Below are 13591 nucleotides of genomic sequence, written 5' to 3'. Positions count from 1 at the left end.
GTCTCGGTGATCCTTGGCGGATTTGGCGGCAGCACCGGTCCCGCGATGGAGGTCGAGGGCGAGCAGGTAGCGATTGACGCCGATGGCGTGGCCGCAGCCCTGGAAGAAGCCGACAGCGTGGTGATCATCCCCGGCTACGGCATGGCGGTGGCGCAGGCGCAATCCAATGTGGCCGAGCTCACGCGCCGCCTGCGCGCCAAGGGCAAGAACGTGCGCTTTGCGATCCACCCGGTGGCGGGGCGCTTGCCCGGACACATGAACGTGCTCTTGGCCGAAGCCAAAGTGCCCTATGACATCGTGCTGGAGATGGACGAGATCAACGACGACTTCCCGGAGACGGATGTGGCCATCGTGATCGGCTCCAACGACATCGTGAACCCGGCCGCGCAGGAAGACCCCAACTCGCCCATCGCCGGCATGCCGGTTCTGGAGTGCTGGAAAGCAAAGCAGGTGTTTGTCTCCAAACGCGGTCAGGGCACCGGCTATTCCGGCATCGAGAACCCGCTGTTCTTCAAGGACAACACCCGCATGTTCTACGGCGACGCAAAACAATCCCTCAGCACGCTCCTCAATATCATCGAGTGAGGTCAGTGCAGAAAACCCAAAGAAGGGCGCCCTGAGATCGGGGCGCCCTTTTTCATATGTCTAGAGCGCAATCCGAAAAGTGGGAACCGGTTTTCGGATAATTTTGCGCGACAATACAAATGGATAGAGCATCGCCCATGTTGCAGATTTGCAGGACGATGCTCTAGTTTTATGTCCACAATTTCGCATAAACGGCGCACCCTCTAGGGGATCAATCGCCACTTTCACCCGTCGTGGTCACGCTCTCAGTGGTGGGCGCATCAATCGCCTGCCCTTCGACGCTTGTGAGGTCATCCCCAAGCCCGAAGATCGCAAGACCAAGCAAGATCAGCGCAACGAGAGCAATCAGCCAGTAGAGCCCGCGCTTGCGCTGGCGAACCTCACGCTGGGTGGTCATCGGTGTGTCAGCTTCAGACATGAGCTTCTCCTTTCAAATGAGGACGAAGGGAGCTTGCCCGTCTGCCCTCGGTTGCATAGGTCTTGGAGGTGAAACGCACGCGCCCCGGCGCAGGTTCCCAAAAATCGCGAAGGATGTATCCATGAACGACGCCGCTCCAAGCACCCAGCCAGAGACGTTCTACCTGAAGGACTATGCCCCGTTTGGCTTTGTCGTGGAGAGTGTCGAGCTGACCTTTCGCCTCGCTCCGGAAACCACGCGGGTGCTGTCAAAGATCCGCTTTGCGCCCAATCCAGACGCCCCAGACCGGCATTTTTTCCTGCATGGTGAAAAGCTTAAACTGATATCTTCACGCATCAATGGTGAGGCGGTCACGCCAGTTCTGACCGACACGGGACTAACCTGCGATGTGCCGGATCAGCCATTCACCTGGGAGGCGGAGGTCGAGATCAACCCACAGGCCAATACCGCGCTTGAAGGGCTGTACATGTCCAATGGCATGTATTGCACCCAATGTGAGGCCGAAGGGTTCCGCAAGATCACCTATTACCCCGATCGCCCTGACGTAATGAGCACTTTTAGCGTGCGCATTGAGGGCGAGGAAAAGGTCATGCTGTCCAATGGCAACCCCGGTGATCGCGGGGCGGGCTATTCCGAATGGCACGATCCATGGCCCAAACCGGCTTATTTGTTTGCGCTGGTGGCCGGCGATCTGGTCAATCATCCGGATCGCTTCTCCACAGGCTCCGGCAAGGATGTCGAACTCAACATCTGGGTGCGCCCCGGTGACGAGGACAAATGTGCCTTTGGTATGGAAGCGCTGAAAAAGTCGATGACATGGGACGAGGAAGTCTATGGGCGTGAATACGACCTGGACGTGTTCAATATCGTCGCGGTGGATGACTTCAACATGGGTGCGATGGAAAACAAGGGATTGAACATTTTCAACTCTTCTTGTGTTCTGGCCAGCCCAGAGACCTCTACAGATGCAAATTTCGAACGTATTGAGGCGATTATCGCCCATGAGTACTTTCACAACTGGACCGGGAATCGGATCACCTGTCGAGATTGGTTCCAGCTCTGTTTGAAGGAGGGTCTGACGGTCTATCGCGATGCGCAGTTCACGGCCGACATGCGCTCTGCCCCGGTGAAGCGGATTGAGGATGCGATTGACCTGCGGGCGCGCCAATTCCCCGAGGACAATGGCCCCCTCGCCCATCCGGTGCGCCCCGAGGCGTTTCAGGAGATCAACAACTTTTATACCGCAACCGTCTATGAAAAGGGTGCCGAGGTGATCGGCATGCTGAAACGGCTGGTTGGGGACGAGGCCTATTACACCGCGCTTGATCTCTACTTTGAACGTCACGATGGGCAGGCCTGCACCATTGAAGACTGGATCAAGGTGTTTGAGGATTCCACCGGTCGCGATCTGGCACAGTTCAAGAATTGGTACAGTCAGGCAGGCACGCCGCGTGTATCGGTGCAGGACTCCTATGAGGGTGGAACCTATACGCTAACGTTCCGCCAGACCACGCCGCCGACCCCCGGTCAGGATCACAAAGACCCAAAGGTCATTCCGATTGCGGTGGGACTACTCAACCCCAATGGCGACGAGGTGGTTCCAACCACCGTGCTGGAAATGACAAAGGCCGAACAGAGTTTCCGCTTTGAGGGGCTGTCGGCCCGTCCGATCCCGTCAATCCTGCGGGATTTCTCCGCGCCGGTCATTTTGACGCGCGAAACCTCGGCCGAGGAGCGTGCGTTCCTGTTGGCCCACGACACGGATCCCTTCAATCGTTGGGAAGCGGGGCGTGAGTTGGCCAAGGCCTCGCGCATTGCAATGGTGACCGAGGGCGCAAGCCCGGATGCGCAATATCTGGACGCACTGCAATCTCTCGTGCGGGATGATGCGCTTGATCCAGCCTTCCGCGCACTGGTGTTGTCGCCCCCTTCCGAGAGCGAGATTGCGCAGGCGCTTGCCGATCAGGGTGTGACGCCCGACCCGGATGCCATCCACGATGCGGCCGAAACCTTTGCTCAGACATTGGCTCAGAATCTCTCAGATAGCCTGCCTCGGTTGTTTGCGGCCACTAAGGTCGAGGGGCCTTATAAGCCGGACGCGCGGGATGCGGGCCTTCGGGCGCTCAACGGGCGCATTCTGGCGCTTTTGACCCGCATAGATGGCGCAGAGGCCGCGGCCAAACAGTTTGAAACGGCCGACAACATGACAGTGCAAAACACCGCACTGGCGTGTTTGCTAAAGGCCGAAAAAGGCGAGGCGCAATCACAGGCGTTTTATGAGCAATGGCAAGACGACCGGCTGGTGATGGACAAATGGTTTGCACTGCAGGTTGCCACCGCACGTCCTGAACGTGCCCCCGGCGTGGCCGAAGCGCTGACCCGGCATCCGCTCTTTACCATCAAGAACCCCAATCGCTTCCGCGCGGTGATGGGGGCCTTGTCGATGAACCATGCCGGTTTCCATCAGGCGGATGGCAGCGGCTATCGCCTATTGGCAGATCAGTTGATCGCGCTTGATCCGCTGAACCCACAGACCACTGCCCGCATGTGTACCGCGTTGCAGACGTGGAAGCGCTATGATGCGGATCGGCAAGAGAAAATCCTGACCGAGCTCAAACGGATCAAAGCAGTAGACGGCCTGAGCCGCGACACCAATGAGATGGTGAGCCGCATCCTTGATGCCTGAGACGGGCGACACAAATCTCCGCGCGTTCCGTTTCAGACGGGACGCGCGCTCGACTGGCACCATATTGGTGATCAGCGCATGGGCGCTGGCGGTAGGCATGATCGCGTTCATGTTTGGGGCGCGCGGCTGGATTGTTGTGCTCCTGACCTTGCCGCTGCTCCCAGCCCTTTGGGAAATGTGGCGCAACCCCGTGGCGTGGCTTGAACTCTCCGAAGATCGCTTGCGCTGGCAGAGCGTGCGCAGTAGCGCCGATATCGCACTGGGCGAAATCGATCATATCTTACTGGTGACACGCTGGGATTTTTCCATTCGCGCGACCGTTCACACGCGCATCGGCACGCATCATCGCATTCCTGCAGAGGTCACTCCCAAGTTGTCCGCCTTTGAGGAGGCATTGGCCGCGCGCCAGATCGCAATGAAAAAACAGCATTTTACTGTTCCCTAAGCCGCACCAATCGGCGGCCTTCTGCCCGGACTTTTCGCGCTATCGGCAAAATGCCGCGCTTTTGCCGCCATTACCCGGCGGCCTGTCGAAATTGATCTGGGGAACACCCCGCCCCTGCCATGTTTGCGCCTCAAATCTTTCAGACAGTTTGGTTCAGAACAGACTGCTGAAAATAATTGGGACCAGCTGATGCCACTCTCTGCACCACCGGCAAAAGACGGTTTAAAAAAAGCGCTCCGCTTGATCGCACCTCGCGTGTCGACGTTGCTTGCCCGTGATGGGATGAATTTTCCAAAGCTCCGTTTGCCGGTATCGCTGGCATCGGCACGGGCACAGGCCAAGGAACCGGAAGCCCCCTTGCGACTTGAGGACGTGTTGTCCATCCCGGTGCCCGCGACCAATGCAGAGGACGAAGCCGCCGATGCCGCCATTGCCCAAGGGCAATTTCTGGCGCGCCAAGAACGATGGGACGATGTCGAGGCGCGGATCATCGCGGCAGATACTGCCCGCGAAGCGACGCCCGGCGGCACGCCCATTGCGGATCTCATTGCCTATGGGGCCCGAGCGGATGTCATAAATGCTGTTGAGCATGCGCTGAGCGAAGGCCTGTCGCCCTCCGAACGTGTCACACTGGATGGAATTATGTCGCTGGAACGGATGCGGCTGGAATGTGAGCGCACCCCGGTCATGTCCACGCTGGTGGCGCTTGCCCATCTGGATATTGCCTGGGCCTGCCGTCGGATTTCAAAGCGCAAAGCGAACCGGCAACGGGCGACCCTGACGTCGCGGTCAGAAGCTCATCAAAACCGTGCCAAAGCGCTGTTGCTGCAAATCCCGGCGCAAGCGGCAGCCAAACCCTTTGTAGCGGCAGCGCGTTGCGCGCTTTACAGTGCGGATCGCTCGGCCGATCTGCGGCAAATCGCCGATGATTACATTGATCTGATCCGCCTCGACCCCGGCAACCCGCGCCATTTGCGCGCGCTTGGGACGCATCTTGTGGAACAAGGTGCTGAAGGCTTGATGGCACTGGAATTAGAAGCACGCCGCGTCGCTTCCTTGGTGCAGGACCACTGGGGCGCTGCGGGATATACTTGGGTCTATTTCGACGCGCTAGCGCAGTCCGATGCCGCTTGTCAGGGTGTCGATGTGGCGTTTTTTCTGGATGGTGTGGCCGATATCGTTGCCCGTGCGCCCTCGCAGGAACGCATCAACCTGATGTCAGCCTATTGTAGTATCGCCCTGCGCTCACAGGCTGAAACGCCAGCCGAGGTTGCACAGATCCGGGCACAGATCGCTGAGGCCGCCCATTGGCTGATCCGCAACCATTTGCGTGAATTGCATCCGATGATCTGGGCGCATGCATCAACCGGATTTGACAATGACACGCAGGTGCGGTCCGTTCGGCAATTTGCCGAACGGGGCAGAATGGATGCGCTGCGCGCCATTGCAGATCTGTTTCGCGATGACATTGAGGCGGGCTATCGGGTGGTTTTCACAGACACCGGTCCCGAAGTCACCGCAGGTTAGAGGGGGCGCTGCCCCCTCGGCCCTTGCAGGGCCTCTCCCCCGGGATATTTAAGGTTAGAAGAGGACAGGGGCAGCGCATCTCCCTTGCGCTATTTCTTCTTGAACGCGTCCATCAGAGCCGCGCCCAGCGCACCGGTGTCGTTGTTGGCTTTGCCTTTGGGCGTGGCCGACATCTTCTGTCGTGAGTGTTGCGATGAACGCCCCTTAGCGCCATCGCGCTGGCTCCCCTTTGCGGGACCACGGGCATTGCGATCATCCCGTGCAGACGCGCCACCGTCTTTTTTCATCGTAAGACCGATGCGTTTGCGGGGCACGTCGACCTCGACCACCGTGACTTTCACCACCTGACCGGTTTTCACGATCTCATGCGGGTCTTTCACGAATTTGTCGGCCAGCTGGCTGACGTGCACCAACCCGTCCTGATGCACGCCGATATCGATAAAGGCCCCAAAGGCCGCGACATTGGTCACCGTGCCTTCGAGTACCATGCCCGGTTTGAGATCGGTGATCTCTTCCACACCATCGGTGAAGCTGGCGGTCACAAAGGACGGGCGCGGGTCACGACCCGGCTTTTCCAGCTCCGCAAAGATATCCCGAACAGTGGGCAGGCCAACGTCGCCCGCAACAAATGTTTCAGCGCGCAGGGATTTTAGTGCAGCAGCATCACCCATGATTTGGCGAATATCGCGCCCACAGGCGGCCACGATTTTACGCGCGACATCATAGCTTTCGGGGTGTACGGCGGACGCATCCAATGGCTCTTTGCCGTCTTGGATACGCAGGAACCCCGCGCATTGCTCAAACGCCTTGGGACCGAGACGTGCGACTTTCAACAGCTCCTTGCGGGTGGCGAATGCGCCGTTGATATCGCGATGGGCCACGATGGCTTCGGCGAGGCCGGGGCCAAGGCCCGAGACATGCGCCAAGAGCGGGGCTGAGGCCATATTGAGGTCAACGCCCACCGCATTCACCACATCCTCAATGACTGCCTCCAGCGATTTGGAGAGTTTGTGCTGGTCAACGTCATGCTGGTACTGGCCGACACCGATGCTCTTGGGTTCGATCTTGACCAGCTCCGCCAGCGGGTCCTGCAGGCGCCGCGCGATTGAGACCGCCCCGCGCAAGCTGACATCCAGATCCGGGAACTCCCGCGCGGCCAGTTCAGACGCGGAGTAGACCGACGCACCAGCCTCAGAAACCACTACCTTGGTCGGGGCTTTCACCTTGGCGGGCAGGTTATTCAGAACCTCTGCCACCATGCGTTCGGTTTCGCGGCTGGCGGTGCCATTGCCAATCGCGATCAGTTCGACGCCGTGTTCTGCGATCAGCTTCAGGATGGAGACCTGCGCCCCGCGCAGATCATTTTTGGGTTGAAACGGGTACAGGGTCTCGGTGGCCACCAATTTGCCGGTTGCATCAACCACCGCCGCTTTGACGCCGGTGCGAATGCCCGGGTCCAGCCCGAGAGTCGGTCGCGCACCGGCCGGCGCTGCAAAGAGCAAGTCCTTGAGATTGCGCGCAAAGACGGCGATCGCCTCATCCTGTGCCCGCGTGCGCAGATCGCCCATCAACTCCAGCATCATCGACAGCGACAGTTTCACCCGCCACGTCCAGCCCGCCACCTTACGGAGCCATTTGTCGCCCGGTGCACTGCCGCGCACATCCAGCACCGCCGCGACCATCTCCTCGGCCCGCGTCACACCCTCTTCGCCCGGAGGTGCAATGTCCAGCGTCAGGATGCCCTCATTGGAGCCCCGCAGCATCGCCAGCGCCCGGTGCGAGGGCGTGGTTTTCCAGCTTTCAGAGTGTTGAAAGTAATCCGAGAACTTTGCGCCTGCCTGTTCCTTACCTTCGACAACCTTGGCGCTCAGTACGGCCTCGGATTGCATATAGGTCCGCAAACGCCCCAACAGATCGGCGTTTTCAGTCAGGCGTTCCGTCAGAATGTCACGGGCACCATTCAGGGCCGATTTGGTGTCTTCTACCGCCTCAGAAAGATAACCTGCCGCCAGCGCCTCGGGGTCGGCTCCGCGATCCGTCAGAATTGCATCCAGCAGCGGCTCCAGCCCGTTTTCCCGCGCGATCATCGCCTTGGTGCGGCGTTTGGGCTTGTAGGGCAGATAGATGTCTTCCAGTTGTGCTTTGGTCTCCGCCTTGGCGATGGAGGCCGCCAGATCATCCGTCAGCTTATCCTGAGATTTGATCGACTCAAGGATCGCCGCACGGCGTTTCTCCATCTCGCGCAGATACTCCAGACGCTCCGACAGGGTGCGCAGCTGCGTGTCATCCAACCCGCCAGTGACCTCTTTGCGGTAGCGCGCGATGAAGGGCACGGTCGCGCCTTCGTCCAGCAGCGCGACGGCAGCGCTGACCTGTTTGGCGTTGGCACTGATTTCACCGGCGATGGTCTGGCTGATGCGTGCTTGCGTCTGGGGCATGGTGTCCGCGGTGGTCAACGGGGCGTCTCCTCTGGCAACCTGATCCGGGGCTACAGATACCACCGGGAAATCTGTCTTAGCCGGGGTCACGTCGCCCGCCAAGGGGGCAAACCGCAGCAAGCGGTGCGCTGCCGCGCGGTCCAGACACCAAAGCCCCTTGCTCCTGTGCGCTCTCCCGCCTAGAACGCCAAGGAACACATGGATCAATCGCAAGAAGGGCCGCTCGATGCTCGACCTGACATATGAACTCCCCAAGCCCAAAGTGATCGCGGGTGCCAAGCATGACTGGGAACTGGTCATCGGCATGGAGGTGCATGCCCAGGTCAGCTCCAATGCCAAGCTCTTCTCGGGGGCCTCGACCCAATTCGGCGCCGAACCCAACTCTAACGTGGCCTTTGTGGATGCGGCGATGCCCGGCATGTTGCCGGTGATCAACGAATATTGCGTCGAACAGGCGGTGCGCACGGGCCTTGGCCTCAAGGCAGATATCAATCTCTGGTCCGCCTTTGACCGCAAGAACTATTTCTACCCCGACCTGCCGCAGGGCTATCAGATCTCCCAGCTCTACCACCCCATCGTGGGCGAAGGCGAAGTGCTGGTGGAACTTGGCGATGGCACGGCGCGCATGGTGCGGATCGAGCGCATCCACATGGAACAGGACGCCGGCAAATCCATTCACGATATGGACCCGTCCATGTCCTTTGTGGACCTGAACCGCACCGGCGTGTGTCTGATGGAGATCGTCTCGCGCCCGGACATCCGTGGCCCCGAGGAAGCCGCCGCCTACATCGCCAAGCTGCGCCAGATCATGCGTTACCTTGGCACCTGCGACGGCAACATGCAGAACGGCAACCTGCGCGCCGATGTGAACGTTTCCATCTGCCGCGCGGGCCAGTACGAGAAGTATCAGGAAACGCAGGATTTCTCGCATCTCGGCACCCGTTGCGAGATCAAGAACATGAACTCCATGCGCTTTATCCAGCAGGCGATCGAGGTCGAGGCCCGTCGTCAGATCGCCATTGTCGAGGCTGGCGGCGAAGTGGAGCAGGAAACCCGGCTCTATGATCCCGACAAGGGCGAAACCCGTTCGATGCGCTCCAAAGAAGAAGCGCATGACTATCGTTACTTCCCCGACCCCGATCTGCTGCCTCTGGAGATCGAACAAGACTGGGTGGATGGCATCAAGGCCGCCCTTCCCGAGCTGCCCGACGATAAAAAAGCGCGCTTCATCAAAGACTTCGGCCTGACCGATTATGACGCTTCCGTGCTGACTGCAGATCTGGAAAGCGCCAACTATTTCGATGAGGTCGCCAAGGGCCGCAGCGGCAAACTGGCCGCGAACTGGGTCATCAACGAACTGTTCGGTCGCCTGAAAAAGGACGACAAGGACATCACCGACAGCCCGGTTTCGCCCGTGCAACTTGGCGGTGTGATTGATCTGATCGCCTCTGGCGCCATCTCCGGCAAGATCGCCAAAGACCTCTTTGAGATCGTCTATACCGAAGGCGGCGACCCGGCCCAGATCGTCGAAGAGCGCGGCATGAAGCAGGTCACCGACACCGGTGCGATTGAGGCAGCTCTGGACGAGATCATTGCTGCCAACCCCGCACAGGTGGAAAAGGCCAAAGAGAACCCGAAACTTGCAGGCTGGTTCGTCGGTCAGGTGATGAAAGCCACCGGCGGCAAGGCCAACCCCAAGGCCGTGAACGAACTGGTCGCGAAGAAACTGGGCTAAGGCGACGTCCTGCCCTTCCAATGAAAAAAGGCGACCTCCGGGTCGCCTTTTGTGTATCGCTCTGGCTGTTTGCAGCGCCTATTCCGCCGCCATCGCGCGCTCTTCCTTAAGATAGCTCAGCAGATCAGCGTTGCGGCAATAGTCGGGCGTGCGCTCGACCTCCTCGGTCAAACCACCCAGATAGCGAGAGCAGGTCTTGGGACAGGCGCAGCGCGTACAGCGCAATACCGCCTCGGCAATCTCGTCGAACTGCAAGTTGCCATTTATGGCTTCTTCTTCGAGATCGAGACCGACCGCTTTGCCCATCTTGTCAAAAAGGGCTGCGTGGGTTTTGAGCTTGTCCGGGTCAATCATGCTGCGCGCTCCTGTTCTCTCGTTCAGGGAAAAGCATGCCGTCACCCGACACATAGCGCCTTGATGCAGGTCAAATAGAGGTTTTACGCCTGCGCCTCAGAGCGCTTCTATATAGGCGCGGACTGCATCCTGCACCCGGCGAAATCGATCTCCACCGAGTTTTTTGCCCCCATACCAACGCGTTACGATGATCACATGATCGCTGAGGCCCTCACGTTCCATCATGCGCAGGATCACCATCCCGGCGCCACTTTCACCATCGTCAGCCTTGAGCGCACCGGTGGGCAGCATTGCGGCCCATGTATTGTGGGTGGCCTTGGCGTAGCTGCGTTCTGCTTTGAGGGTGGCGAGCACTGCATCCACATCCTCGCGGCTGCGCACGCATGCACCACTCACCGCGTATTTTGATCCGCGATCTGTCAGTACCACGCCAAGCTTTTTGAGGGCCAGCCGCGTGACCTCGGTATCCTTTGACATGATGCCCTCTCAGTTCAGGCGGTATTTGCGGATGGTTTGATTGACCAAACGGATGCGATCCGGATTGGCGGGATGGGTGCCCAGAAATGCATCACCGGGATCGGGGATCGCATCAAAGTACTTGACGCCAATGCTCGGGCGGTAGCCCGCCTGATGAGTGATGATCGTGCCGAGCGTGTCGGCTTCGAGCTCAAACGCCTTGGAATAGCTGCGTGCGCCCACAACTGCGCCGACATATTGGGCATTGGCCACCTGCTCCGGCGTGCCCCCTTCGAGGGACACCAATTCACCGAGGAAAACCGCTCCCTTCACCGCATTGATGCGTTGCTGATCGAGATGGCCAAGGATGTGGTGGGCCATCTCGTGGCTCATGACGAAGGCCATCTCGTCGGCATTGCGAAAGCTCTTCAGCATCGTTCCTGTAAAAATCACCACCGGACGACCGCTGCGGTCTACGGTTTGAAAGGCGTTCGCCGGTGCTGCGGGATCAAGATCAAGCTGGACCTGGAAATCACAATTGCGGTTTGGGTTCTTCTTCCGGCACTGTGCCTCGCCCACAGGCTCTACCTTCTGCGCCACATCAACAAAGGCACGATAATGCGGATCGTCCGGGTTGATCCCGGTACAAGCTGCAACCCAGAGGACGAGAAGAATCAGGAAACGGCGCATGGTACTCCACAATCGGTTGCCTCAGGCTAGCCCGGATTTTGCAGTATATGCAATCAACTGCCCGTCACAGATACTGGAACCGGTTGTCGAACGCGACTTGCCAGCGTAGCGAAACCGGTGGCAAGCTCAGGTCATGTTTACCATTGAGCATGAATTTGATTCCACTGTGATCACGCTCGTCGATGAGGGTAAAACCCATCTGAACGAGGATGTGATCATCAATGCTTTCGCCGAATGTGTCACAATCGAACAATTCGATCCCCGCACCAATTCGACGTTACGCATCACCTTGTCGCCCGAACAGGTTCAAGACCTCGCTGCGGCACTGGACCTGCCCGAGGGGGTTTACCGGCTGGTGATGGAAAAGAACGGCTGACCCAACCCGTGGCTCGCCTCAGCGCGCGCGTCACTGCTCTGTCAGAACAAATGTCTTATCCCGGCTGGTTGCCCCGCGACGCAGGGTGATCTGCGACGGTGCTACACCCAATGCGCGCGCCAAAAGTGCTGCCACATCCGCAGTTGCCTTGCCGCCCTCTGGGACGGTGGTCACCATCACTTTGATCACATCCCCTTGCCGCAGCACTGCGTTATAGGCCGCTTTTGGCGTGACACGCACCGTGATCTCTGCGCCGGGTTGAGCCAGATCACTCAGGTCGGCCAACGCGCGTGCTTTAGGTTTTGCCATGGGTCATGGTCCTTGCTGAGGCGCGCAAAAAGCCTGTTGTGCGTTGGCGCCACTTTCATGTGCGATGATGCCCGTGGACACATTCTCGTGGCAGCAATACACCCGCAGAAGATGCGTTCCCAGCCCCCAGTCCCGCGCACTCAAGTGACTGGCCCCGCAAGGCCGCTTTCCCCTTGAAACCCGCCTCCAGCTGCCCGACATAGGGCAAGACAAGATGTAAAAAGGTTTTACATATGCCACAACGCAATGATGCCGCCCTCGACTTTCTGCACAATCGCCGCTCTCGCCCGGCCAAAACGCTGATCGCGCCTGCTCCCACACGTGAAGACCTCATGCCGCTGCTGACGGCAGCCGCCCGTACGCCGGATCACGGCAAGCTGGAGCCTTGGCGTTTTATCGTGGTGGAAAAGGGTGCGATGCAGCGGCTGGGTGATCTCACTGCAGAAGCGGGCACGCGTCTGGGCAAATCCTCCGAGGATATCGCCAAGGCACGCAGCCAGTTTGACCTCGGCCAGCTTGCAGTGGTGGTGGTTGAGATCCAAAAAGACAGCCCCAAGATCCCACCATTGGAGATGACCTATTCTGCAGGCGCCGTTTGCCTCGCCCTGCTGAACGCCGCACTGGCGGCGGGTTGGGGCGCAAACTGGCTCTCTGGCTGGATGAGCCATGATCGCGGATTTTGCAAAGCTGCCTTTGATCTGGCGGAAAACGAACGTATCGCGGGCCTCATCCATATCGCCACCGAAGGTGCCGTGCCGCCTGAGCGCCCACGTCCGGATGTCGACGCGATCACCACATGGGTTGAAACATGATCTTTACCGCCTTTGGCAATGCTCTTGGCCAAATTGGAGACCCGCGCTTTCGCCGGGTTCTCTTTCTCGGTGTGGGGCTTACGTTTGCGCTGCTGGTTGCGGCCTATGCAGCGCTTTTGATCCTGATCCAATCGCTGGTCGGGCCTGAAACGACATTGCCGCTGATTGGTCAGGTGACATGGCTGAATGATCTGCTTTCGGTCGGATCATTCTTCTTCATGATGCTGCTGTCGGTGTTCTTGATGGTTCCGGTCGCCTCGGCGATCACATCGATGTTTCTGGACGAGGTGGCCGCCGCCGTCGAGGCCAAACACTATCCCCACTTGCCGCCGGTTCCGGGGTTATCGATTTGGGAAGGCGTCAAAGACACCGTGAATTTTCTCGGCGTTTTGCTCACTGCAAACGTGCTCGCGCTCATCCTCTATGTGATGTTCCCCCCAGCGGCGTTGTTCATTTTCTGGGGTCTCAACGGGTTCTTGCTGGGGCGTGAGTATTTCACCCTCGCCGCCGCGCGCCGGGTTGGGCTGGTGGAAGCCAAACGCCTGCGGCGACGCCATGGCGCCACGATCTGGGCAGCGGGTGTGTTGATGGCGATGCCGCTGTCGATCCCGTTGGTGAACCTGCTGATCCCGATCCTGGGCGCTGCGACCTTCACGCATATCTTCCACGCCCTCTGGCGTCAGCGCTGATGCATCACAGGCCGGGGGCTCCCGCGCCTGTGCGCTGCATCAAAGATGCAGCACAAACAGCCTTGGGCCCA

The 13591-nt window shown here is 59.3% G+C and carries 14 protein-coding genes; 8 read left to right on the top strand and 6 right to left on the bottom strand.

All coding sequences use genetic code 11. The features are described from left to right. The coding region (locus UB90_RS08880; protein WP_162559168.1) for an NAD(P)(+) transhydrogenase (Re/Si-specific) subunit beta at window positions 1–585 on the top strand (585 nt) is incomplete at its 5' end. A gap of 211 nt (window positions 586–796) precedes the next feature. Here UB90_RS08880 and UB90_RS08875 read toward each other — a convergent pair. Then, the gene (locus UB90_RS08875) at window positions 797–1003 is read right to left on the bottom strand and encodes a hypothetical protein (RefSeq protein WP_065326817.1); all 207 of its coding nucleotides are present in this window, start codon (window positions 1001–1003) and stop codon (window positions 797–799) included. 121 nt (window positions 1004–1124) lie between these two features. Here UB90_RS08875 and pepN point away from each other — a divergent pair, with 121 nt between their 5' ends. From pepN to UB90_RS08860, 3 genes are all read left to right on the top strand, one after another. Next, the gene (gene pepN / locus UB90_RS08870; RefSeq protein ID WP_065326816.1) at window positions 1125–3689 is read left to right on the top strand and encodes an aminopeptidase N; all 2565 of its coding nucleotides are present in this window, start codon (window positions 1125–1127) and stop codon (window positions 3687–3689) included. Next, window positions 3682–4134 (top strand): hypothetical protein, encoded by a 453-nt coding sequence (locus tag UB90_RS08865; RefSeq protein ID WP_065326815.1) that lies wholly within the window; start codon window positions 3682–3684, stop codon window positions 4132–4134. The genes pepN and UB90_RS08865 overlap by 8 nt, the downstream gene beginning before the upstream one ends. A 240-nt stretch (window positions 4135–4374) precedes the next feature. Then, window positions 4375–5661, top strand: a complete 1287-nt coding sequence (locus UB90_RS08860) for a hypothetical protein (RefSeq protein WP_227512059.1) — start codon at window positions 4375–4377, stop codon at window positions 5659–5661. Window positions 5662–5750: 89 nt separating this feature from the next. Here UB90_RS08860 and UB90_RS08855 read toward each other — a convergent pair whose 3' ends face one another. After that, a complete protein-coding gene (locus UB90_RS08855) occupies window positions 5751–8099 on the bottom strand; it encodes a Tex family protein (protein WP_065326819.1) in 2349 nt (782 codons plus the stop codon). Window positions 8100–8325: 226 nt separating this feature from the next. Between UB90_RS08855 and gatB the strand changes: the two genes are divergently transcribed. Then, a complete protein-coding gene (gene gatB, locus UB90_RS08850; protein WP_065326813.1) occupies window positions 8326–9834 on the top strand; it encodes an Asp-tRNA(Asn)/Glu-tRNA(Gln) amidotransferase subunit GatB in 1509 nt (502 codons plus the stop codon). 78 nt (window positions 9835–9912) lie between these two features. Here gatB and UB90_RS08845 read toward each other — a convergent pair whose 3' ends face one another. The 3 genes from UB90_RS08845 to UB90_RS08835 form a co-directional block, all read right to left on the bottom strand. Then, a complete protein-coding gene (locus UB90_RS08845) occupies window positions 9913–10188 on the bottom strand; it encodes a DUF6455 family protein (protein ID WP_065326812.1) in 276 nt (91 codons plus the stop codon). A gap of 96 nt (window positions 10189–10284) precedes the next feature. Then, window positions 10285–10665 (bottom strand): YigZ family protein, encoded by a 381-nt coding sequence (locus UB90_RS08840; RefSeq protein ID WP_005609738.1) that lies wholly within the window; start codon window positions 10663–10665, stop codon window positions 10285–10287. 9 nt (window positions 10666–10674) lie between these two features. Next, window positions 10675–11334 carry a M48 family metalloprotease gene (locus UB90_RS08835; protein WP_065320753.1) on the bottom strand — a complete coding sequence of 220 codons (660 nt, stop codon included), beginning with the start codon at window positions 11332–11334 and terminating at the stop codon, window positions 10675–10677. 133 nt (window positions 11335–11467) lie between these two features. Here UB90_RS08835 and UB90_RS08830 point away from each other — a divergent pair, with 133 nt between their 5' ends. Next, on the top strand, window positions 11468–11710 hold the full coding sequence (locus tag UB90_RS08830; protein ID WP_005609744.1) for a hypothetical protein: 243 nt from the start codon (window positions 11468–11470) through the stop codon (window positions 11708–11710). Window positions 11711–11740: 30 nt separating this feature from the next. Here the strand turns inward: UB90_RS08830 and UB90_RS08825 are convergent, their stop codons facing one another. Continuing rightward, window positions 11741–12019, bottom strand: coding sequence for a DUF167 domain-containing protein (locus UB90_RS08825; protein ID WP_005609747.1), 279 nt, complete (start codon window positions 12017–12019; stop codon window positions 11741–11743). Window positions 12020–12252: 233 nt separating this feature from the next. On the opposite strand from UB90_RS08825, the gene UB90_RS08820 reads away from it, so the two are divergent. Continuing rightward, a complete protein-coding gene (locus UB90_RS08820) occupies window positions 12253–12831 on the top strand; it encodes a nitroreductase family protein (protein WP_065326811.1) in 579 nt (192 codons plus the stop codon). Beyond that, window positions 12828–13520, top strand: coding sequence for an EI24 domain-containing protein (locus UB90_RS08815; protein ID WP_005609753.1), 693 nt, complete (start codon window positions 12828–12830; stop codon window positions 13518–13520). Before UB90_RS08820 ends, UB90_RS08815 begins: the two co-directional genes overlap by 4 nt. The last annotated feature ends 71 nt before the right edge of the window (window positions 13521–13591 follow it).

This window comes from Tritonibacter mobilis, assembly GCF_001681715.1.
GTDB lineage: Bacteria > Pseudomonadota > Alphaproteobacteria > Rhodobacterales > Rhodobacteraceae > Epibacterium > Epibacterium mobile.
Note: the sequence above shows the minus strand (reverse complement) of the source record. Positions and strands in the feature narration are given on the sequence as shown.